This is a genomic window from Pseudomonas sp. AFG_SD02_1510_Pfu_092 (assembly GCF_003331055.1).
Taxonomy (GTDB): Bacteria; Pseudomonadota; Gammaproteobacteria; order Pseudomonadales; family Pseudomonadaceae; genus Aquipseudomonas.
In genome coordinates this window covers 24,725-45,939 of the sequence record NZ_PUQD01000044.1, presented here as the reverse complement: position 1 = coordinate 45,939, position 21,215 = coordinate 24,725, and the positions used below count along the sequence as shown (strand labels likewise).

Annotated in this window: 18 protein-coding genes, 1 tRNA gene and 1 pseudogene; 6 read left to right on the top strand and 14 right to left on the bottom strand. The window is 66.1% G+C overall.

The features are described 5' to 3' along the window. Positions 1-131: 131 nt before the first annotated feature. From C6A77_RS17945 to C6A77_RS17905, 8 genes and pseudogenes are all read right to left on the bottom strand, one after another. A complete protein-coding gene (locus C6A77_RS17945; RefSeq protein ID WP_114170673.1) occupies positions 132-1,142 on the bottom strand; it encodes a DUF2955 domain-containing protein in 1,011 nt (336 codons plus the stop codon). Continuing rightward, positions 1,132-2,241: an HlyD family secretion protein gene (locus C6A77_RS17940; protein ID WP_114170672.1), complete on the bottom strand. Its 1,110-nt coding sequence runs from the start codon at positions 2,239-2,241 to the stop codon at positions 1,132-1,134. The genes C6A77_RS17945 and C6A77_RS17940 overlap by 11 nt, the downstream gene beginning before the upstream one ends. Next, positions 2,238-3,758 (bottom strand): TolC family protein, encoded by a 1,521-nt coding sequence (locus C6A77_RS17935; protein WP_114170671.1) that lies wholly within the window; start codon positions 3,756-3,758, stop codon positions 2,238-2,240. Before C6A77_RS17935 ends, C6A77_RS17940 begins: the two co-directional genes overlap by 4 nt. Before the next feature lie 12 nt (positions 3,759-3,770). Further along, complete coding sequence (locus tag C6A77_RS17930) at positions 3,771-4,868, bottom strand: AI-2E family transporter (protein WP_114170670.1); 1,098 nt, start codon at positions 4,866-4,868, stop codon at positions 3,771-3,773. A 35-nt stretch (positions 4,869-4,903) separates the two neighbouring features. Next, complete coding sequence (locus C6A77_RS17925; protein ID WP_114170669.1) at positions 4,904-6,100, bottom strand: monovalent cation:proton antiporter-2 (CPA2) family protein; 1,197 nt, start codon at positions 6,098-6,100, stop codon at positions 4,904-4,906. A 27-nt stretch (positions 6,101-6,127) separates the two neighbouring features. Continuing rightward, entirely contained in the window at positions 6,128-6,946 is an 819-nt protein-coding gene (ppk2, locus tag C6A77_RS17920; RefSeq protein WP_114170668.1) for a polyphosphate kinase 2, read from the bottom strand. Between the two features lie 187 nt (positions 6,947-7,133). Continuing rightward, positions 7,134-7,754: an isochorismate family cysteine hydrolase YcaC gene (gene ycaC / locus C6A77_RS17915; RefSeq protein WP_114170667.1), complete on the bottom strand. Its 621-nt coding sequence runs from the start codon at positions 7,752-7,754 to the stop codon at positions 7,134-7,136. Positions 7,755-7,889: 135 nt separating this feature from the next. Then, positions 7,890-8,473: pseudogene (locus C6A77_RS17905) on the bottom strand (Fic family protein). A gap of 180 nt (positions 8,474-8,653) precedes the next feature. On the opposite strand from C6A77_RS17905, the gene C6A77_RS17900 reads away from it, so the two are divergent. The 3 genes from C6A77_RS17900 to C6A77_RS17890 all read left to right on the top strand — a co-directional run bounded on the left by C6A77_RS17900 (position 8,654) and on the right by C6A77_RS17890 (position 12,090). Beyond that, positions 8,654-9,043: a nuclear transport factor 2 family protein gene (locus C6A77_RS17900; protein ID WP_114170666.1), complete on the top strand. Its 390-nt coding sequence runs from the start codon at positions 8,654-8,656 to the stop codon at positions 9,041-9,043. A 94-nt stretch (positions 9,044-9,137) separates the two neighbouring features. Then, entirely contained in the window at positions 9,138-10,637 is a 1,500-nt protein-coding gene (locus tag C6A77_RS17895; protein WP_114170665.1) for a cytosine permease, read from the top strand. 13 nt (positions 10,638-10,650) lie between these two features. After that, positions 10,651-12,090 carry an aldehyde dehydrogenase family protein gene (locus tag C6A77_RS17890; protein ID WP_114170664.1) on the top strand — a complete coding sequence of 480 codons (1,440 nt, stop codon included), beginning with the start codon at positions 10,651-10,653 and terminating at the stop codon, positions 12,088-12,090. Between the two features lie 154 nt (positions 12,091-12,244). On the opposite strand, the gene C6A77_RS17885 is transcribed toward C6A77_RS17890, so the two are convergent. From C6A77_RS17885 to C6A77_RS17875, 3 genes are all read right to left on the bottom strand, one after another. Further along, a complete protein-coding gene (locus tag C6A77_RS17885; protein ID WP_114170663.1) occupies positions 12,245-14,659 on the bottom strand; it encodes a DUF3772 domain-containing protein in 2,415 nt (804 codons plus the stop codon). 56 nt (positions 14,660-14,715) lie between these two features. Further along, positions 14,716-15,774 carry a bifunctional DNA-binding transcriptional regulator/O6-methylguanine-DNA methyltransferase Ada gene (ada, locus tag C6A77_RS17880; RefSeq protein ID WP_114170662.1) on the bottom strand — a complete coding sequence of 353 codons (1,059 nt, stop codon included), beginning with the start codon at positions 15,772-15,774 and terminating at the stop codon, positions 14,716-14,718. Positions 15,775-15,922: 148 nt separating this feature from the next. Further along, positions 15,923-16,549: a DNA-3-methyladenine glycosylase gene (locus tag C6A77_RS17875; protein WP_114170661.1), complete on the bottom strand. Its 627-nt coding sequence runs from the start codon at positions 16,547-16,549 to the stop codon at positions 15,923-15,925. Between the two features lie 172 nt (positions 16,550-16,721). Here C6A77_RS17875 and C6A77_RS17870 point away from each other — a divergent pair, with 172 nt between their 5' ends. Both C6A77_RS17870 and C6A77_RS17865 read left to right on the top strand, forming a co-directional pair. Continuing rightward, positions 16,722-17,237 (top strand): sigma-70 family RNA polymerase sigma factor, encoded by a 516-nt coding sequence (locus C6A77_RS17870; protein ID WP_114170660.1) that lies wholly within the window; start codon positions 16,722-16,724, stop codon positions 17,235-17,237. Further along, positions 17,224-18,180 (top strand): FecR domain-containing protein, encoded by a 957-nt coding sequence (locus tag C6A77_RS17865; RefSeq protein ID WP_114170659.1) that lies wholly within the window; start codon positions 17,224-17,226, stop codon positions 18,178-18,180. Before C6A77_RS17870 ends, C6A77_RS17865 begins: the two co-directional genes overlap by 14 nt. Positions 18,181-18,185: 5 nt before the next feature. Here the strand turns inward: C6A77_RS17865 and C6A77_RS17860 are convergent, their stop codons facing one another. From C6A77_RS17860 to C6A77_RS17855, 3 genes are all read right to left on the bottom strand, one after another. Next, positions 18,186-19,343 carry an MFS transporter gene (locus C6A77_RS17860; RefSeq protein WP_114170658.1) on the bottom strand — a complete coding sequence of 386 codons (1,158 nt, stop codon included), beginning with the start codon at positions 19,341-19,343 and terminating at the stop codon, positions 18,186-18,188. Positions 19,344-19,426: 83 nt separating this feature from the next. Then, positions 19,427-19,564 carry a hypothetical protein gene (locus C6A77_RS25730; RefSeq protein WP_164497671.1) on the bottom strand — a complete coding sequence of 46 codons (138 nt, stop codon included), beginning with the start codon at positions 19,562-19,564 and terminating at the stop codon, positions 19,427-19,429. A 103-nt stretch (positions 19,565-19,667) separates the two neighbouring features. After that, positions 19,668-20,885: an MFS transporter gene (locus C6A77_RS17855; RefSeq protein ID WP_114170657.1), complete on the bottom strand. Its 1,218-nt coding sequence runs from the start codon at positions 20,883-20,885 to the stop codon at positions 19,668-19,670. Between the two features lie 209 nt (positions 20,886-21,094). Between C6A77_RS17855 and C6A77_RS17850 the strand changes: the two genes are divergently transcribed. Next, positions 21,095-21,171, top strand: a tRNA-Met gene (locus C6A77_RS17850). Positions 21,172-21,215: the final 44 nt, after the last annotated feature.

The following is a 21,215-nucleotide window of genomic DNA, read 5'->3' as shown; positions in this document are numbered from 1 at the left end:
CCCCCCGGGGGGTTGCCCCCCCCCCCCTTCTTCCCCCGCCCCCCCCCCCCCCGCGCCGCCCCCCCCCCCCCCCCCCCCCCCACACCCGGGGGGGGGGGGGGGGGCCCCGCGAAGAGGCCAGAACAGAAGAACTAAGCAGTCCGAACCCGCCGCCGATCGATCCATATGAGCATGCCACTGGCATACACCGACACCGCCAGAAACAGCGCCATACGCACGGCAAAGGCGCGGTACACGTCCTGCCCGCCGGCGCTGTCCTGCACCGACTGCCCCAGCAAGATCAGCATCGTGGTCAGGCAACTCACCCAGTACGCCGGGCTTTGCCTGGTTGCCACCGCACGGTAGAGCCTGCGCCCCTGCCAAAGGGCCAACAGCAACACCCACAGAAAGAACATCCACAGGTGCACGAACAGGCTCAGCGCCCCCCATACCAGTATCGCCAGCAACCCGGCCAGCAAGGTCGAGCCGATCAGTTCGCGGCTGGCATGCCGTGCGCGGGTTTCGCCGGCCTGCTGCCCCAGGCTCACCGCCTTCATGATCAGCGGCATGTACTGGTCCGGTGCGATCAGCGCCAGCAGAAAGGCCGGCATCACGATCAGCGTGGCCCGCAAGGCGACCCAGCTCACCTCGCCACTGTCGAGCAGCGGTGGCGGCGGTTGCGCCGGCGCATCGCAGGGCTCCGGAAACAGCACATGCGCCACCGCCGTGCCCAGCACCGCCAGCAACATGCCCTTGGCCAAGGCTTCGACCACCGACAGTGCCAGGGTGAAATCGCTGGTGCCGGCGGCGGCGATCATGGTCAGGCCGATCACCAGCAGGTTGGCCAGCAGGCCGTTGCCGCCCTTCAGCGCGTAACGCAAGGTCAGGAACACCCCTACCCCGACCAGCAACACCCCGCTCAGCGGGGCGTGCCGCAGCAACGGAATCAGCAGCAGGCCGGTACCACACGCCAGCAGCACCAGCACTGCCAGGGCCGGCGCCGCCCGCAGGGGCAAGGGCTGGCTGCGCATGGCCAGCAACAGCACCGCGAACACCGGGGCCAGAATCGGCACCGGCAGGCCGATGGCGAAACTCACCGCCAGGCACAGCGCCACGCCCCAGGCCAGGCGCAGCGCACGCAGGCGGCGCAGCTCAATAGGCATACGACAACCAGCTCATCAGCCACATGAACACCCGGCCCAGCAGGTTCAACGGGTTGCCCTCGCTGGGCAGCGCCATGACCTCGGCCTGGCCGCCAACGCGCAACCCGCGCTTGTCCCGCAACTGCTCACGCTGCAGTTCGATGATCACCGGGAAGCGCTGCGCCGAGCGCAGCCACTCGCGGCTGTTCTGCACCGTCGGCAGCGTGCCCGGCGGGGTACTCTGGCCCACGCTGACGCCGTAGCCGATGCTGCGGATGTGGCCCTTCAACACCGTACCGGGCAACGCATCGAGCACCACCAGCACCGGGGTGTCGGGGCGCAGCCGGCCGAGGTTGTTCTCGGTCATGTCGGCGCTTATCCACACGTCATGGATGGCGATCAGGGTCATCATCGGGCTGCCAGCCCCGACATAGTGGCCAACGTCGGTACGCAGGTCGGTGATCAGGCCGTTGGCATCGGCGCGAACCACAGTGCGCGCCAGGTCCAGGCGGGCCTTTTCCACGTTGGCCGCAGCGCTGCGCAACTGGGCGTTATCGTCCTGCGCCCCGCCCTGCTGCTCACGGGCCCGTTCCACTTCGGCACGGGCTGCCGCGACCTGGCTGATGGCCTGGTCGCGGGTGGCCTGGGCGCCTTCCAGCCGGCGCACCGAGACCGTGCCGGGGTCTTCGTCGATCAGCCGCTTGAGCCGCTCGGCGTCCTGGCGCGCCTTGCGCTCGTTGGCCTGGGCGGCCAGCAGCGCCGCCTGGGCAGAATCGATGCCAGCGGTGTGGGCACCGATCTGTCGGCGCACCGTGTCCAGTTCGGCCTCGGCGCGGGCCAGGGCGATGCGGTACTGGTCCTGGTCCAGCTCGAACAGCACATCGCCCTTGCGTACTTCCTGGTTGTTGCCCACCGCCACGCGCCTGACCTGCCCGGCCACTTCGGCGCTCACCGGCACCACGTAGGCCTGCAGACGGGCCTGCTGGGTGTAGGGCGTGAAGCGGTCGGCCAGCAGGTACCAGAGCAGGCTCACGGCAATCAGCAGCAGCACCCAGCGCATACCGCGATCAGGTGCTGGTGGGGATGGGCGCGCGGGTGGGGGTGGCGTGGCATCTCTCATTTCGTTTCACCTTGGGCATGTGCGCCGGTGGCTGGCTCGTCGAGCAGCTCGCCCCAGTCGGTTCGTTGCTGCATGTGCTGGCGCGTGGCCGGGTCGATTGCAGGGCGGGTGGCGTCCCAGCCGCCGCCCAGGGCCTTGTACAAGGTCACCAGGCTGCTGACGGCATTGCCGCGGCTGACCAGGTAGCCGTCCTGTTGCTGCAACAGCAGCTGCTGGGCGTCGAGCACGCGCTGAAAATCGGCGAAGCCTTCGCGGTACTGCGAGCTGGCCAGGTTCAGCGAACGCTGCGCGGCCTGCGAGGCCTGGTCGCGGATATTCGCACTCTGCAGCGAGCGCACCAGCCCACTGGCGGCATCATCGGCCTCGCGAGCGGCTTCGCGCACGCCCTGGTGATACAGCTCGATCAGTTGCTGCAGGCGGGCATCCTCCACGCGCACGGCATTCTTGCGCCGGCCGTAGTCGAACGGGTTCCAGATCAGGCTGGGCCCGGCGGCGATGTCGAAGGTATCGGGCAGGTGGTTGGCCGTGACCAGGCTCCAGCCAATGCTGCCCAACAGGCTCAGCTGTGGATAAAGGTCGGCCTCGGCCACCCCGACCAGCGCCGACTGCGCCGCCACCGCCTGCTCGGCGGCGCGGATGTCCGGGCGGCGCTGCAGCAGCTTGGCCGGCACATCCTGCAGCACGGCCCGGTTCGGCAACGGCAGTTGCCCGTGGCCGACAGCCAGCTGCGGCAACGGCCCGGGCGGCCGGCCCAGCAGCGAGCAGAGCACGTTGCGCAGGGCATTGAGCTGGTTCTGGAATTCGGGGATGGTGGCCTGGGTGGCCAGGTACTGGGTGCGTGCCTGTTGCCAGTCCAGTTCGTCGTTTTCGCCATGGCGGAACAACCGCTCGGTGATCTCCAGGCTGCGCGCCTGGCGGCGGGCGTTCTCTTCGGCGATATCCAGCCGCGCCTCGGCGGTGCGCAGGGCAAAGTAGGTGTCGGCGACCTGCGCGCGTAACAACAGCATGGCATCGGCGTAGTTGGCCTGCGAGGCGAAGTAGACGGCATCGGCACTTTCGATGGCACGGCTGAAGCGCCCCCAGAAGTCGATTTCCCAGCCGATGTCGAAGCCCGCGCTGGATTGCCAGAACACCGAGTCGCGGGCGCTGGCAGTACCGGACTGGTCCTGCTTGAGGTACAGGCTCTGCGCGCGCAGCTGCTGCAGCTGTGGATAACGCCCGGTCTGCACGATGGCCAGCTGGGCGCGAGCTTCGGCGACGCGCAAGCCGGCCACCCGCAGGTTGCTGTTGTTGGCATCGGCTTCGGCGATCAGGGCTTCCAGGGCGGGGTCGGCGAACACGCGCCACCAGCGCTGCAGGTCGGGCGTTGCGGCCTGCTGCCCGGCCTGCTCCAGCAGCGGGGTATTCCAGGTACCCAGCCATGGGTCCTGCGGGGCCTGGAAGTCCGGGCCGACCTGGGTACAGGCCGTCAACAGCGCGACCAGGCTCAGGGTACATCCAGGCAAGCGTGCGGGCATGTCAGTCCTGGCTCACGCCGCCGGGTCGGCGGGGACTTCCGGCACTTGCAGCGCCACCCATTGCCAGAACAGCACATAGGTCACGCCGAGGATCACGGGGCCGATGAACAGGCCGATGATGCCTTTGACCACCATGCCGCCCAGCGCCCCGATCAGCACCACCGGCATCGGCACGTCGACCCCGCGCCCCAGCAGCAGCGGTTTGAGCACGTTGTCGGCAAGCCCGGCGACGAAGGTGTAGATGGCGAAAATGATAGTCGCCGCAGTGAAGCCTTCAACGTTGAACACATAGATGATCACCGGCAGCGTGACCAGCGTCGCCGGGGCCTGGGCAATCCCCAGCATGAGCACGACGATGGCCAGCATCCCGGCCCCCGGCACGCCTTTGATGACGAAGCCGACACCAATCAGCAGCATCTGGATGAAAGCGATACCGATCACGCCCTGGGCCACCGCGCGAATGGTGGCGGTGCACAGTTTGGCCAGCGGCTTGCCGCGCTCTTCGCCCGACACCCGCATGGCGATGCGCTGCGCTGCGATTTCGCCGCGCTTGCCAAAGGCCATGATGATGCCCGAGATGATGATGGACGCGATGAACAGCAGGAACGCACCGCCAGCGCTGGCCGCCGCCCCCAGCACCGTGCGCCCGGCGCCCTTGAGCTGAGGCATCCACTGGTTCAGCACATTGGCCATGTTTTCCGAGGCGGCCAGCCACAGGGCGTACACCTTGGGCCCGATCAGCGGCCAGGCCGCCACCGACTCAGGTGGCACCGGTACGCTCCAGGCACCGCTCTTGAGCAAGCTCACCAGGCTGTCCACGGATTCGCCGATGGACATCACCACCAGGTAGATCGGCACCAGCAGCACCACCAGGACCAGCAACACCACCAGCGTCGCTGCATAGCCGTCCTTCAGCCCGGTGCGGCGCTGAAGGCGGCAATGCAACGGATACAACGTCACTGCCAGGATCACCGACCACAGCATCAGCTCGAGGAATGGCTGGAAGGTCTGGAAGGCAAATATCACCAGCGCAGCCACCAGGCCGGCCTTGATGAGCACATCGAGCAGACCTCGCGACAGGCTGCTGTCCAGCTTAAGACCCGGTTGCATGCTTACCTCCAGTTGGGTGCGCCGTGCGGGGCGGTTCAATGGTCCGTTTCAGCGCTTGCCTGGGCGGGGCTGTCGTCACGCAACTGCCGCGCCAGGGCCATCATTACCAGGGGCACCACCGCCATCGACAAGGTGATCGCCAACACCAGCAGGTCATGCACCTGCTGCGCCAGCACCTGATGCTCGAGCGCCAGCTTGAACACCACGAAGGCAAACTCGCCGCCAGACGCAAGCACCACGCCCAGGCACAGCGCCTGGGCCTGGCCGAGCCCGCCGGCGGTACGCCCCAGGCCATACAGCAGCGGCAGCTTCACCAGCACCAGCAGCAGGGTCAGCCCCAGCACCAGCAGCGGCATGCCGAACAGCAGGCGCAGGTCGGCACTCATCCCCACCCCGACGAAGAACAGCCCGAGCAGCAGGCCCTTGAGCGGTTCGATCTGGGTTTCCAGTTCATGGCGAAACGGCGATTCGGCCATCAGCACGCCGGCCAGAAATGCCCCCAGCGCCATGGACACGCCCACGTGCTCCATCACCCAGGCGGTGCCCAGCACCACCAGCAAGGCAGTGGCGGTGGACAGTTCGGGCAGGCCCGAGCCGACGGTCCATTTGAAAACCGGGGTCAGCAGATAGCGGCCAAAGACGATCAGCACACCGATACCCACCACCACCGCCAGCACCGGCCAGGCGCCTTCGTCAGCGGTCGTGACGCCGCCGCCGAGCAGCGGCACCACGGCAATCAGCGGGATCGCGGCAATGTCCTGGAACAGCAGGATGGCCACGGCCAGGCGGCCGTGCGGCTTGCCCAGGTCCTTGCGCTCGGCCAGCACCTGCAGGCCAAACGCAGTGGACGACAGCGCCAGGCCCAGGCCCAGCACGATGGCGGCGGGCTTCGACTGGTCGAACAGCCAGTACGCCAGCAGGCCAAGCACCAGGGCGCTCAGGCCCACTTGCAGCGAGCCGACGCCAAACAGTGCCCGGCGCATGGTCCACAGGCGCCGCGGCGAAAGCTCCAGGCCGATGACGAACAGCAGCATCACCACGCCCATCTCCGACAGGCGGGCAACGTTGTCCGGGTTGTTCAGCAGGCCGAACACCGAAGGCCCGATGAGGATGCCCGCCAGCAGGTAACCGGGCACCGCGCCCATTTTCAAGCGCTGCGCCAGCGGTACCAAAAGTACCACCGCCAGCAGGAACACCACCGTCGCCTGCAACAGGCTGCCGTCATGTGGCATAGGACTTCACCTTCGCTGCTGGACGGGTCAGAAACGCGCTTCGATCACTTTGAACGGGTAGTTCGCGGCCTGGTACTTGCCGATCTTGCCACGCTTGGGCAACTTCACCGCTTGGTCGCGGGTGATGTCTTTGTAGGGAATACGCGTCAGCAGGTGGCTGATGATGTTCAGCCGGGCGCGACGCTTGTCGTTGGAATCGGCCATGAACCAGGGTGCCCAGGACGAATCGGAGGCGGCGAACATGTCATCGCGGGCCCGGGTGTATTCGTCCCAGCGGGTATACGACTTGAGGTCCATCGGCGACAGCTTCCACAGCTTGCGACCATCGTTGATGCGGTCCTGCAGGCGGCGGGTCTGCTCTTCGGCGCTGACTTCCAGCCAGTACTTGATGAGGATGATGCCCGACTCGACCATCATCTTTTCGAACAGTGGCACGACGGTAAGGAACTTGCTGCTCTGCTCTTCGCTACAGAAACCCATCACCCGCTCGACGCCGGCGCGGTTGTACCAGCTGCGGTCGAAGATCACCACCTCGCCGGCGGCAGGCAGGTGGCCGAGGTAGCGCTGCACGTACATCTGGGATTTTTCCCGCTCGGTCGGTGCCGGCAGCGCCACCACGCGGAAAACGCGCGGGCTGACGCGCTCGGTAATGGCCTTGATGGTGCCGCCCTTGCCAGCCCCGTCGCGGCCCTCGAAGACAATGCACACCTTCAGGCCCTTGGCGACCACCCACTCCTGCAACTTCACCAGCTCCACGTGCAGTTGCTTCAGTTGCTTTTCGTAGGCCTTGCCGCCCAGTTTTTCCAGCGGTTGATGGGTGGGCTTCTTCCCGGACGGCTTCGACATGGCACTCTCCTGAGGCGATTGAAGAGTGAGTATGGTCGATCCATGGCAGTTTGCCGCTTCGCTTGGGGTTTTCGCAGATTTTGCCTTTATCTCTTTGATACTGCGGCGTCTTGGCGGGTTTTCAGCAGGGGTGTGGGAGCGGGTTCAGCCGCTCCCACAGGGTTTTTGCCGCGCCCTCGACGGCGGGTTACTTGGCCAGCTTGTCGTAGCTGGTCATCAGGTTGCGGTAATCCGGAATATGGTTGGAGAACAGCGTGCCCAGCCCTTCGATGTCGTTGCGCCAGTCACGGTGCAGCTCGCAGGCCACGCCGAACCAGGTCATCAGCTGCGCCCCGGCCGCTTCCATGCGCCGCCAGGCGGAGTCACGGGTCAGTTCGTTGAAGGTGCCGGAGGCGTCGGTGACGACGAACACCTCGAAGCCCTCCTCCAGCGCCGACAACGCCGGGAAGGCCACGCACACTTCGGTGACCACACCGGCGATCAGCAGCTGCTTCTTGCCGGTGGCCTTGACGGCTTTGACGAAGTCCTCGTTGTCCCAGGCGTTGATGTTGCCGGGGCGGGCAATGTACGGCGCATCGGGGAACTGCTCTTTCAGTTCGGGTACCAGCGGGCCGTTGGGGCCGGTCTCGAAACTGGTGGTGAGAATGGTCGGCAGCTTGAAATACCTGGCCAGGTCCGACAGGGCCAGGACGTTGTTCTTGAAGCGGTCGGGGTCGATGTCCCTCACCAGCGAGAGCAGGCCGGTCTGGTGATCGACCAGCAGCACGGCGGCATCGTTCTTGTCCAGACGCTTGTATTGGAAGGCCATGACGGTTCTCCTTGCTTCAGCGGGTTGGGAATTTCAGCGTAGGCAAGGATCGGGAATGGAGGGGACCGTCAGTCGGTTCGCTTGTGCGGCAGGTGATGGGCGCGCGGCGCACATCCCAGGTACTCGGCAGGCAACCTACTTGGCAACGCGTCGATATTGCTGTTTGGGACTACGAGGAGATTCAGGGTCGGTCATTTCGATTACCCCGGCAGCAAGGGCCGGGTGCAAATAACTCTTGCGGAACGTGGCGCGGTGCGAAAGACCTAATTGCTGCATCAGTTCGCTGCTCTTCAAAGCAACGCCCGCAGGCAGTACCTTCAAGAGACTCGCTACTTGGTCGGTTACTTGGTCGCTCGCTTCAGCTTCGACAAGCGCCCGCAATAAAGCATGCCGTGCGCAGCCAGCAAATCACCTTGGGACTCCGCGCACCAACCAGGCATAGCGTCGTAGGTCGCGAATGCGTTACGGACTTCCTGAATTTCGCGCGGCAAGCCCAGAACCCGTTTGCCATCCAGCAAGGCCGTTACCTGTTCCACACTCAGGGTATTGTTTTCTATGGCAAGTGATGCCTGGATGGTACGGATACGATTGCCCCTGCGCAGTTGCGGCGTGAGCGTTGCATCGCGGTAGGCAGTCAGCAACCCGACGTGCTCACTGATTTCGGCAACCAGAGCCAGAATGCGAGGTGTCACCGTCAGCGGTGGGTGGTAATTGCTCATTGCTCGCAGCCCGTAAGAATCAGCCGCCACCTTAATCCACTGATCGCGCAGGGGTAAAGAACGCCCAGCCATCACTTCACGAATTCCTGAAGTGATTATTTACCCGCAGCGATTTTTCCCCTCGCCAGGCGCCACCAGAATCGCTTCACCACAATCACAAAAAACCGTGAGGCCACTCCCGTGGACCAGACACTCCAGGTACGGCAAGCCGCCGCCGACCTCGTTGCGGCGTTCGCCAGCAACGACACCGCCCGCTATTTCGCCTGCTTCAGCGAAGACGCCAGCTTCCTCTTCCACACCCTGCCGCAACCGCTGCTGTCGCGCCGTGCCTATGAGCAACTCTGGGCGCAATGGCAGGCAGACGGCTTTGCCGTGCTCGCTTGCGAGTCGGCCAACGCCCAGGTGAGCCTGCAAGGTGATGTGGCGATCTTCATGCACGATGTGGCCACGCACATCCGCATTGCCGGCGAACAACAGCAACTGCGCGAGCGCGAGACCATCGTGTTCCGCCGCCACGGTGAACGCTGGCTGGCCTGTCACGAACACCTGTCGGTGCTGTCACCGGCCTGATCGCCCCTTTACGCGGCCCTGCCGCCCTGCCATCGCACCCACAACAAGGCCCGCGCACTGCGCCGGCCCACAACAACCGCGCTGGAGCATCACCATGAGCCACTCGACCGGTATCGAGACCAACGGCGTCGAACAGATCCCCGACGATCAACGCGACGCCTCCCCGCTGGACCTGTTCCGCCTGATCTTCGGCGGCGCCAACACTTTCGCCACAGCGGTGCTGGGCAGCTTCCCGGTGCTGTTCGGGTTGTCGTTCCAGGCCGGCGTGTGGGCGATCCTGCTCGGCGTCGGCGTGGGCGCGCTGATCCTCGCCCCCATGGGCCTGTTCGGCGCGCTCAACGGCACCAACAATGCGGTGTCGTCAGGCGCACATTTTGGCGTGCACGGGCGCATCGTCGGCTCGTTCCTGTCGCTGCTGACGGCGGTGGCGTTCTTCTCGCTGTCGGTGTGGAGTTCCGGCGACGCCCTGGTCGGCGGCGCCAAGCGCCTGGCCGGCCTGCCGGAAACCGACCTGACCCTGGGCCTGGCCTACGGCCTGTTCGCGGTGCTGGTACTGGTGGTGTGCATCTTCGGCTTCCGCTTCATGCTGTGGGTCAACAAGATTGCCGTGTGGGCCTCGAGCCTGCTGTTCCTGCTGGGCATCGTTGCCTTTGCCGGGCCGTTCGATGCCGGCTACGCGGGCAGCATCAACCTGGGCCAGGCCGGTTTCTGGGCGGCATTCGTCGGCGCGGCGATCCTGGCCATGAGCAACCCGGTGTCGTTCGGCGCCTTTCTCGGCGACTGGTCGCGCTACATCCCGCGTGAAACGCCCAAGGCGCGCATCATGCTGGCGGTGATCGCGGCCCAGGGCGCGACGCTGATCCCGTTCCTGTTCGGCCTGTGCACCGCCACCCTGGTGGCCACCCAGGCACCGGACTACATCGCCGCCAATAATTACGTCGGCGGCCTGCTGGCGGTGGCGCCAAGCTGGTTCTTCCTGCCGGTGTGCCTGATTGCCGTGATCGGCGGCATGTCCACCGGTACCACCGCGCTGTATGGCACCGGCCTGGACATGTCCAGCGTGTTCCCGCGCTTGCTCAGCCGTGCCGGCGCCACGCTGCTGATCGGCGTGCTGGCGATCGGCTTCATCTTCGTCGGCCGCTTCACCTTCAACCTGGTGCAAAGCGTGTCGACCTTCGCCGTGCTGATCATCACCTGCACCAGCCCGTGGATGGTGATCATGATTCTCGGCCTGGTTACCCGCCGTGGCTTCTACCACGCCGACGACCTGCAGGTGTTCACCCGCGGCCAGCGGGGCGGCCATTACTGGTTCCTGCATGGCTGGAACTGGCGCGGCATGGGGGCGTGGCTCCCCAGCGCGGCGGTCGGCCTGTGCTTCGTCAACCTGCCCGGGCAGTTCGTCGGCCCCCTGGGCGACCTGGCCGGCGGCATCGACCTGAGCCTGCCGGTCACCCTGGGGCTGGCCGGCGTGCTGTACCTGTTGCTGCTCAACCTGTTCCCCGAACCCGCTGGTGTGTATGGCCCCCAGGGCCCGCGTTGGGTGCGTTGCAAACGCACTGCGCACACGCCGGTCACCACTGCCGAAATGGCCTGACTGGAAACCGACCATGACCACTTCCCACTACATCGCCGGCCGCTGGGTCGAAGGCCAGGGCAGCGACTGCATCAGCGTCAACGACCCTGCGCTGGGGCAACCCTTCGCCGAATTGATGGCAGCCAGCGCAGCCCAGGTCGACCAGGCCGTGGCTGCCGCGCGTGGCGCCCTGCCCGCCTGGAAAGCCACCAGCGCCAGCGAACGCGCCGGCTACTTGCGCGGCTTTGCCGAGCAACTGGGCCAGCGCCGCGAAGCGCTGATCGGCTTGCAGATGCGCAACAACGGCAAGCCGCGTCACGAGGCGGAAATCGACCTGGACGATGCCATTGCCACGTTCAGCTACTACGCCGAGCTGGCCGAGCAACTGCCGGCGAAAAACCGTGAGGTGCCCTTGGCTGCCCCAGGTTTCACTGCGCGCACGCGCCTGGAGCCAGTGGGTGTGGTCGGCCTGATCGTGCCGTGGAACTTCCCGCTGGTGACCAGTGCCTGGAAGCTCGCCCCGGCTTTGGCGGCCGGCTGTACCGTGGTCCTCAAGCCCTCGGAAGTCACCCCGCTGGTGGAACAGGCCTACGCCCAGATCGCCGACGCCCTGGGCCTGCCGGCCGGGGTGTTGAACATCGTCAACGGCAAGGCCGAAACCGGTGCCGCACTGAGCAACCACAACGGCCTGGACAAGCTGTCGTTCACCGGCAGCAACAACGTCGGCAGCCAGGTGATGCGCAGCGCGGCGGCGCAATGTCGGCCGGTGACGCTGGAGCTGGGCGGCAAGTCGGCGATCGTGGTGTTCGATGATTGCGATGTCGAGCAGGCGGTGGAATGGATCGTCGCCGGCATTACCTGGAACGCCGGGCAGATGTGCTCGGCCACCTCGCGGCTGCTGGTGCAGGAGGGCATCGCCGATGCGTTGCTGCCGCGCTTGCAGACGGCGCTGGAAAACCTGCGAGTGGGTAACCCGCTGAGCGAAGAGGTCGACATGGGCCCGCTGACCAGCCAGGCACAATGGCTGAAGGTGGCCAGCTACTTCGCCACCGCGCGGGAAGAAGGCTTGCAGTGCCTGGCAGGAGGCAAGGCGCTGGACCGTGATGGCTGGTTCGTCAGCCCGACGCTGTATGCCGATGTGCCGCAGGACAGCCGCCTGTGGACCGAAGAAATCTTTGGCCCGGTACTGTGCGCGCGACGCTTTGCGACCGAGCGACAGGCGATTGCCGAAGCCAACGACAGCCGATTCGGCCTGGTGGCCACGGTGTGCACTGCCGACCTGCAACGCGCCGAGCGCGTGGCCGATGCGCTGGAGGTTGGCCATGTGTGGATCAACTCGGTGCAGGCGGTGTTTGTCGAGACGTCGTGGGGCGGAACGAAAGGCAGCGGGATCGGGCGTGAGCTGGGGCCTTGGGGCTTGTCGGGGTATCAGTCGGTGAAGCATGTGACGCGGTGTCTGGGCGAGGCTTCCTGACAACGGAAAGCTCGAAGTCAGGTGCTGGCTGCTCTGGCCTCTTCGCGGGCTTGCCCGCCCCCACAGGTACAGCACAGTGCCTGAGGGAGCGGGCAAGCCCGCGAAGAGGCCGGCGCTGGCGAAAACAAGCAAGCCAGCCACCTCGACAGCGCTGCTATAACAGCGCTTCGTCCGCCGGTCGCGCGCCCTCTTGCACCAGCACCATGCTCTGCGGCGACGACAGGGCAATGCCTTCATCACGCAACCGCCCAAGAATGGTGAACAGCAGGTCGCTGCGGGTACCCGACACCTGCCGTGGCCCGGCCACGTAACCACTCACGCCAATCACCATGCCGCTGCTGGTCAGGTCCTTGAACGACACCGAAGTGGTCGGCGCATCCAGAATGGCCTCATGCTCCTGGTAGGCGGCCAGCAGCAAGTCGCGCACGCGGTTGGCATCGGTCTCCAGCGGCAAGGTCAGGGTAATGCCGACCACCCCCAGCGCATTGCCCATGGTCACGTTGCGCACGTTCTGGGAAATGAACTGCGAATTCGGCACGATCACCGTCGAGCGGTCGGACATCTGGATTTCCGTGGCGCGGACGTTGATCCGGCGAATATCGCCCTCGACACCCGCCAGGCTGACCCAGTCGCCCACCTTCACCGGGCGCTCGGTGAGCAGGATCAGGCCGGAGATGAAGTTCTGCACGATCTGCTGCAAGCCGAAACCGATACCCACCGACAGGGCACTGACCACCCAGGTGAGGCTGGTGAGGTTGATGCGCAGGGTCGACATCACCAGCATGGCCAGGAAGATGAAGCCCAGGTAACCCACCAGGGTTACCAGCGAGGCGCGCATGCCGGCGTCCATGTCTGTTTCCGGCAGCAGGCGATCGCTCAGCCAGCGCTTGACCACGCGAATGGCGAACAGGCCGCCGAAGAACATCACCACTGCCAGCAGGATGTCCTGCGGGACGATGTTCATGTTGCCAAGCAACTTGCCGCCGGTACCGTCCCAATCGCCCAGGCTCAGCAGCAGTTCGCTGGGGCTGGTGCCCGACGGCATCAGTGCCAGCAACAGCGCCAGGAACAGCACCACGGTGCGGCCGATACCGGCCAGGATGGTGCTGGCCTGCGCCTGGTGACGTGGCGCCAGGCCAAGGGTCGAGGCCAGCGCCAGGCCGCCGGGCTGACGGGGTGACAGCAGGGTTTCGCAGAGGTCGCCAAGGAAGGTGGTCAGCAGGTAGGCACAGGTGACCACCAGGCTTACCCACAGCAGCTTGCCGGTGAGGAAGTAGGCCAGGGTCAGGTAGCCGGCGAGCAGCGCCAGCAGGATCAGCGTCAGCCAGATGACCATCACGAACGGGATCAGCCCGGCCAGGCCGGTGGGGCGCTCCAGGTCATGTTTGCGCAAGGTGCGCCGGTAGCGCAGCAACGCACCGGCGAAGGTGGTCGCCACCACCAGCGCGGTCAGGCCGTTGACCGCCACGGTCAGCGCCAGGCTGGCACCGATCACGCTGTTGATGCGCTCCATGGTCATCATGACCATCAGCGCCAGCGCCAGTACCTTGGGGAACCAGCCCAGCGCGCTGGCAACTTCGTCGTGGATCGGCGGCAGGCGCCAGGACGGGCGTTGCAGCATCAGCATGGCGCGGCCCAGGCCGGTGATGAAGGCGCTGAACACAACCAGGGCCAGCACATGGTTGGCCAGGCTGGCGATATCGGAGCCCAGCTCGGCGCTGCTCTCCAGCCCCCAGCGCATCAGCGAGACCGAGCCGGCGATGGTACCCAGGGTCGCCAGGCTCACACCCAACGCCAGGGCACTGCGACGCAGGCGGCCTTCGGGCAGCCAGCTGACCATGGCGTTGGCCAGCACGCGCTCGAACATGCGCCGCACCAGGGTCCAGACCAGAATGGCCGCGACCAGGCTGGCAATGAACAGCCAGCGGTGTTCGGCGCTGAAGGCGCTGGCAATGGCATCTGCGGTTTCGCCACGCAGGTCACGCAGGCGCGCCACGTCGTCCTGGGTGGGGCGGATGATGCTCTGCCAGAACGCCGGGGTCAGCGGCGAGGCCGCGCGGCTGGTGATCTGCGAGTTGAACTGGCTGCGGCGCAGGTTGACGATCTGCGTGGACAGGTCGCGGGCCGACTGGGTCAGCTTGGCGGCCTGGCCCTGCTGGGCCACCAAGGCCTTTTTCTCGGCCTCCAGCGCTTTGCGCTGCTGGGTCAGGGTGGCGGCCTCGTCCGGCTGGACCGGGCCGAGAACCTTGAGCTGGTCGTCGAGCTTTTCCACATCGGCGGTGCGCAGGGCGGTCAGCGCATCGGCCTGGCGCTGAACCTGCACTGCCGCCAGGCGCAGTTGCGACAGCAGGTCGTCGTTGGCCTCGCTGGTGACGCCCTGGCGGATTTGGTCCAGGCGCTCGCTCAGTTGCTCGATGCTGGCGTTTTCGTCGAGCTGTGGCGCTTCGGCAACCGCCAGGTTGGACAAGGGCGTGGCCGGGGCCGACCAGGCCGGGCTGGCGAACGCCAGCAACAGGGCCATCAGGACCATCAGGCCTGGGCAATAACGGGCAAGGCTGACACGCCTCATCGAATATTCCTCTTTACAATTCGATTTGGCGGGGGATTCTACGCGGCTTCAGGCGATCAGGAGAGTGCCGTTTCTCGCTTGAGCAGCTGTTGTTTACGTTCGACGCCCCAGCGGTAGCCACTGAGGTCACCGTCCCGGCGCACCACCCGGTGACAGGGGATGGCCACGGCGATGTGGTTGGCCGCGCAGGCCATGGCCACCGCGCGCACTGCCTTGGGTGCGCCGATGCGCTCGGCGATGTCGGTGTAGCTGACCCGGCTGCCGGCCGGCACCTCGCGCAGGGCCTGCCACACCCGCTCCTGAAAGGCCGTGCCTTGCACATCCAGCGGCAAGGCCAGGCCCAGCGCCGGGGCTTCGACGAAGCCCACCACTTCGGCCACCAGCCGTTCGTAGGCGCTGTCGCCGCCGATCAGCCGGGCCTTGGGGAACTGGTCCTGCAGGTCGTGCAGCAGGGCCTCGGGGTCATCGCCCAGCAGGATCGCGCAAATGCCCTTCTCGCTCTGGGCCACCAGAATCGCGCCCAGCGAACACTGGCCGAGGGCGAAGTGGATGGTCGCCCCGGCGCCGCCGGCGCGGTATTGCCTTGGGCGCATCCCCAGGCGCTGATCGGCGCTCTCGTAGAAACGGCTGTTGGAGTTGTAACCGGCATCGTAGATGGCCTCGGTGACCGAGCGCTGGCCGCTTTCCAGGTGCGCGCGCAGGCGTTGGGCGCGGAAGGCGCTGGCGTACGCCTTGGGGGTAAGGCCGGTTTCAGCCTTGAACAGGCGGTGCAGGTGGAACGGGCTGATGGCCAGCTGGGCGCCGAGTTGATCGAGGCTGGGGGCCGGGTCGCTGGCTTCGATCAGGCGGCAGGCGCGGGTGATCAGCTGGCTGTGGCGGGCAGCACTGGCCTGGGGGGCGGCGGTGCAGCGTTTGCAGGCGCGGTAACCGGCGGCTTCGGCGGCGGCCGGGGTGGCGTAGAAGTCGACGTTGCTGCGTTTGGCCAGGCGAGCCTTGCAGCCGGGGTGGCAATAGATGCCGGTGGTGCGCACGGCATAGACGAAGTGGCCGGTGGCGGCGCTGTCGCGGGTTTCCACGGCTTGCCAGCGTTGCTCGGGGGTGGTGTAGGGGGTCATTGGTAAGTGTCCAGGTTGGTTGTTGCCGGGGCCGGCCTCTTCGCGGGTAAACCCGCTCCCACAGGTGTGTGCAGACGTTCAGGGCTGTGCAAATCCCTGTGGGAGCGGGTTCACCCGCGAAAGGGCCGGTACAGGCACTGCAAGCACCTCAGGCCCGCCACAGGTACCAGGCCGCCACGGTGCGGTACGGCCGCCAGCCGCCACCCAGCGAGCGCATCTGCGCCGGCGTCGGCGCCTTGTCCAGCCCCTTCAGCCGCCGGTACCCCTCGCGCACGCCAAAGTCGTCCACCGGCAGCACATCCGCACGCGCCAGGCTGTAGATCAGCAGCATCTCCACGGTCCACCGCCCTACCCCGCGCAGCGCCACCAGGCGTTCGATCAATGCCTCGTCGGCCATCGCCAGCGCCTCTTCCCGGGTCGGCACCAGGCCGTCGAGCCGGGCCTGGGCAATGCCTTGAACAGTTGCCAGCTTGCTCGCGGAAAAACCACAGGCACGCATCGTTTCCGGTGCAACCGCCAGCAACTGCTCCGGCGCCGGGAACGCCGCCTGCGGAAACAGCGCCAGCAGCCGCCCGAGAATGGCCTCGGCGGCCCGCGCATGCAGCTGCTGGTAGGCAATCGCCCGCACCAGCACTTCGTAAGGCTCGCGCCCCGGCGTGGCCTGGTGCAGGCAAGGGCCGGTCGCCGCGATGTGCCGCGACCAGTCCGGGTCGAGCTTCGCCAAGTATTCGGTGGCTTCGTGGTACGCGTCAGGCGCAAGGTCGGCCAGCATCATGGCACCTCCATCAAGTCGATTGCAGAACGAGCTTAGCGCAGCCGTTCATCGGGCAAACGCCGGTTCTTGCGCGGCTAATTCCTGGCATACCGTTGCTCCGCGCCAGCGTCCCCGCATAGAATTGAGAACAATTCACAATCGCAACCAATCACCGCAGCGGGCCTTCGCCAAGATGCCGATCAACGATACGCTCAAGCCGACCGAGGTCGCTCTGCTCTACCAGGCCCACCACAGCTGGCTTCGCGGCTGGCTGCGCAGCCGGGTCGGCTGCAGCGAGCACGCCGCCGACCTGGCTCAGGATACCTTCGTGCGGCTGTTGCGAGCCCACCCGTTGTCGCCGCTGAAAGAGCCACGCGCCTACCTTAGCAGCATCGCCCGGGGCTTGATGATCGACCAGTTCCGCCGCCGTGCGCTGGAGCGGGCCTATCTGGAAAGCCTGGCTCACCTGCCCGAAAGCGAAGTGCCCAGCGAGGAAGATCGGCTGGTCATCCTCGACACCCTGGAGCGCCTCGACCGCGCCCTGCAGCAGCTGAAACCGCGCGCCCGGCAGGCCTTCCTGCTGGCCCAGCTCGACGGTGCGAGCATCGTCCAGATCGCCCGCCACCTGGGGGTGTCGCGGGCCACCGTCGAGCGCGACCTGGCCAAGGCGCTGGGCGTCTGCTACCGGTTGCGCTATGCCGACGCCTGACAGCGCGCCCGCGCAGGCGCAGGTCGATCAGGCCATCGACTGGCTGGTAAAGCTGCGCTTTGACCGCCCCGGCCCGCACACCGAACAACAGTTCCAGCAGTGGCTGGCCAGCCACCCGCACAATGCCTTGGCCTGGCAGCGGGTCAGCCAGCTCAGTGACGAACTGGCCGGGCTACCCAAAGGCCTGAGCCGACGCACCCTGGATGGCAGCCAGCGCCAGCGCAGCAGCCGTCGCGACCACCTCAAGCTGCTGGCCGTGCTGGCTGCCGGCGGCAGCCTGGGCTGGGCCGCGCGTGAGCCGTTGGGCCTGCCGCAACTGCTGGCCGACAGCCGTACCGCCGTTGGCGAGCGCCGCCAGTGGCAAGGCAGCGATGGCAGCCGCATCCAGCTCAATACCGCCAGCGCCATCGACCTCGGCTACAGCGCCGGGCAGCGCCGCCTGCAATTGCTGCGCGGCGAGGTGAGCCTGGACAGCAACGCCAACGACAACCGCCCGTTCCACATCGGCACGCGGGTCGGCACGCTGGCCACGGTCAATGGCCAGTTGCTGCTGCGCGAGAACGACCAGGGCCTGTTGTTGGCGGTGCGCCGTGGCGAGGTTTCGTTGTTCCCCGAGTCGGCTTCGCCACGCCAGGTGCTGCCCGGCGAGATCCTGCAGGTAGCGGCCAGCGGCAGTGCCCGGGCGGTGACCTTGCACAGTGATCCCTGGGGCTGGACCGAGGGCGTGCTCAGCGTACAGCAGATGCCGCTGGGCGAGTTCGTTGCCGAGCTGGCGCGCTACCGTCCCGGCCTGCTGCGCTGTGCACCGGCAGTGGCGAACCTGCGGGTGTCCGGCACTTACCAGCTGGCCGACACCGGGCAGATCCTGCACCTGCTCGGCCGTAGCTTGCCGGTGCGGGTCGAGTACCGCACGCGCTACTGGGTCAGCATCGGCGCGGCCTGAAAGGCTCAGTCGGCCAACGCTCGCAAACGCCCGGCAGCCCGATACGACTGCCGGGCAAAGCACACGAACAACCCGGCCATCAGCGCCAGTGCCATGGGCAGGCCATGCGGCGCGACATTCATCGCCGCACCGCTCAGCAGCGGCCCGATCAGGCTGCCTACGCCCCACAGCAAGCCCACGCTGGCGTTGGCGGTGACCAGGTCCTGGCCCTTGAAACGCTGCCCGATCAGCACCAGCGCCAAGGTGTAGATGCCGCCGGCCACGGCCCCCAGCAGCACCAGCAGTGGCCACAACAACCAGGTCATGTTCAGCAGCCAGGGCAGGCCGATACCGATCGACATGGCCACCAGCCCACACACCAGGTGCAGCCCGGTACGTTCCACCCGGTCGGCCAACCAGCCCAGCGGCAACTGGAACAGCATGTCGCCGGCAAACACCACGGTCACCATCAGCGCCGCCACGCCCACGGCAAAACCATGGCTGGTGGCATACACCGGCAGCAGCGACAGCACCACGGCATCGAAGAACGAGAAGAACAGCACCGCCACGCACAACGCCGGCGCCACGCGGAAGAACCCGGCCAGGCCGAAGCTCTTCTCGCCCTCCGCATGCTCGACATGGTCGTTGGGCACGGTCAGCACGATGCACAGCAGTGCCAGGCCATAGCAGCCGGTGACCACGCCGGTGATCCACGGGCTGTCGGCCCCCAGCAGCGCCAGCATGGCCGGGCCAAGCACCTGGAAGCCGGTGAAGCTGGTGGCGTACAGGGCCATGATCTTGCCACGGTTGTGCTCCGGGCACAGTTCGTTGACCCACGACTCGCCAAGAATGATGGCGATGCCCATGCCCAGCCCCAGGCCCAGGCGCAACAGGGCCAACAGCCACAGCGAGCCGAACGCCGACTCGAGCAAGGCGATGCTGAGCGTGCACAGGCTGAAGCACAGCAGGTAGATGGTGCGCCGGGTGAGGTGGCGGCAACACGCTTCGACCAGGAATGCCGAAAGCATCATGCCCGCCGCCGGAATAGCCGAGATGATGCCGATTTCCAGGGTGCCGGCCCCGGCTTCATGCAGACGCAACGACACCAGCGGCAGGCTGGCGCCCAGGCTGAAACCCACGACCGAAACGGCGAACAACAGGCCCGCCAGCAAACGCATGTTCATGTACCACTCCTTGCAAACCGAAAAGACGTGCAAACACAGGCGCGCACGCCAGGGCGGCGCGCGACGCAAAAGCGCAGATCAGTTCAGGCGAGGTGTGGCGAGAAGGTGAAGGCGAACAGCACGCTGCGCCGGCGCTTGAGCACCGTGTCGCTCGGCCACGCACGGCGCAGGGCCTGCAAGGCAGGCTGGCGGGCGTGTGGCAGGGACTGGTTACGGCGCATTGCTTTGGCTACTACGCAGGTGGTCGGGAAAGAGGCGGCACTCTAGGCCAAGGGTGTCAGGGCGTCAATCGTGGGGGCCGCTGCTGTGCAGCCCCCGGCACGCTCAGCGCTTGCCGGTACTCGGCAAGAACACCGCCAGCAACCCGAACAGTGGCAGGAACGAACACACCCCATACACATACTCGATGCCGCGCAGGTCCGCCACATACCCCAGCAGTGCCGCGCCGATGCCGCCGAAGCCGAACATCAGGCCGAAGAAGATCCCGGCGATCATGCCCACACTGCCCGGCACCAGTTCCTGCGCATAGACCACGATCGCGGAAAACGCCGAGGCCAGGATAAAGCCGATCACCACGCTCAATACCGTGGTCCAGAACAGGTCGGCATACGGCAGCGCCAGGGTGAACGGCGCCACGCCGAGGATCGAGAACCAGATGACTGCCTTGCGCCCGATGCGGTCACCGATCGGCCCGCCAAAGAAGGTACCCGCCGCCACCGCACCGAGGAACAGGAACAGGTGCAACTGCGAGCTGGCCACCGACACCTCGAACTTCTCGATCAGGTAGAAGGTGAAGTAACTGGTGAAGCTGGCCATGTAGAAATACTTGGAGAACACCAGCAGGCCCAGCACGATCAGCGCCGCGATCACCCGCCCGCGGGAAATACCATGGGTCGCCTGCACCGCCTTGCGCGCCTTGGCCTGGTTGAGGTGCTCCTTGTACCAAGCGCGCAGCATCAAGGTGACGCCGAGGAAAAACAGTGCGGCCAGGCCGAACCAGGCCACGTGGCCCTGGCCGAACGGAATGACGATGGCCGCCGCCAGCAGTGGCCCAAGGGCGGAACCGGTGTTGCCGCCGACCTGGAACGTGGACTGGGCCAGGCCGAAACGCCCGCCCGAGGCCAGGCGCGCGATACGTGAGGTCTCCGGGTGGAAGGTCGACGAGCCGATCCCCACCAGCGCCGAGGCCAGCAGGATCATCGGGAAACTGCCGACGAAGGCCAGCATCACGATGCCCAGCAATGTGCACAGGGTGCCCAGCGGCAGCAGGTTCGGTGCCGGCCGGCGGTCGGTGAAGAAACCAACCCAAGGCTGCAGCAGCGAAGCGGTGATCTGGTAGGTCAGGGTGATCATGCCGATCTGGGTGAAACTCAGGTCGTAGTTGGCCTTGAGCATCGGGTAGATCGCCGGCAGCACCGACTGGATCAGGTCATTGATCAGGTGCGCCAGGGCGCAGAAGCCGATGATACGCATCACCAGCGGCGTGGCTTGGCTGGCCGCCGTGCCGGTGGACGCCTCGGAGGCGCTACTACTGATAGCCATGAGCCAGAATCTCCGTCCTCGGTTCGGGATCCGATTATCGGAAAAGAAATAGATACATAGCTACCTTTTTTATTGGCCGGCTCAACCCCGTCGCAACAGCCTGCAGTGCGCTGAAACCGGGCCTGGCCGCTAAGTTTTTGAAAGCGTGCAAATTTTTTTTGAAATGAGTGTTGACAGGGGGGCCGTTCAAGAGAATAATGCGCGCCATCGGCTACATAGCTCAGTTGGTTAGAGCATAGCATTCATAATGCTGGGGTCCGGGGTTCAAGTCCCTGTGTAGCCACCAAACAAGACGAAGGGCTTACCGCAAGGTAAGCCCTTTTTCTTTGC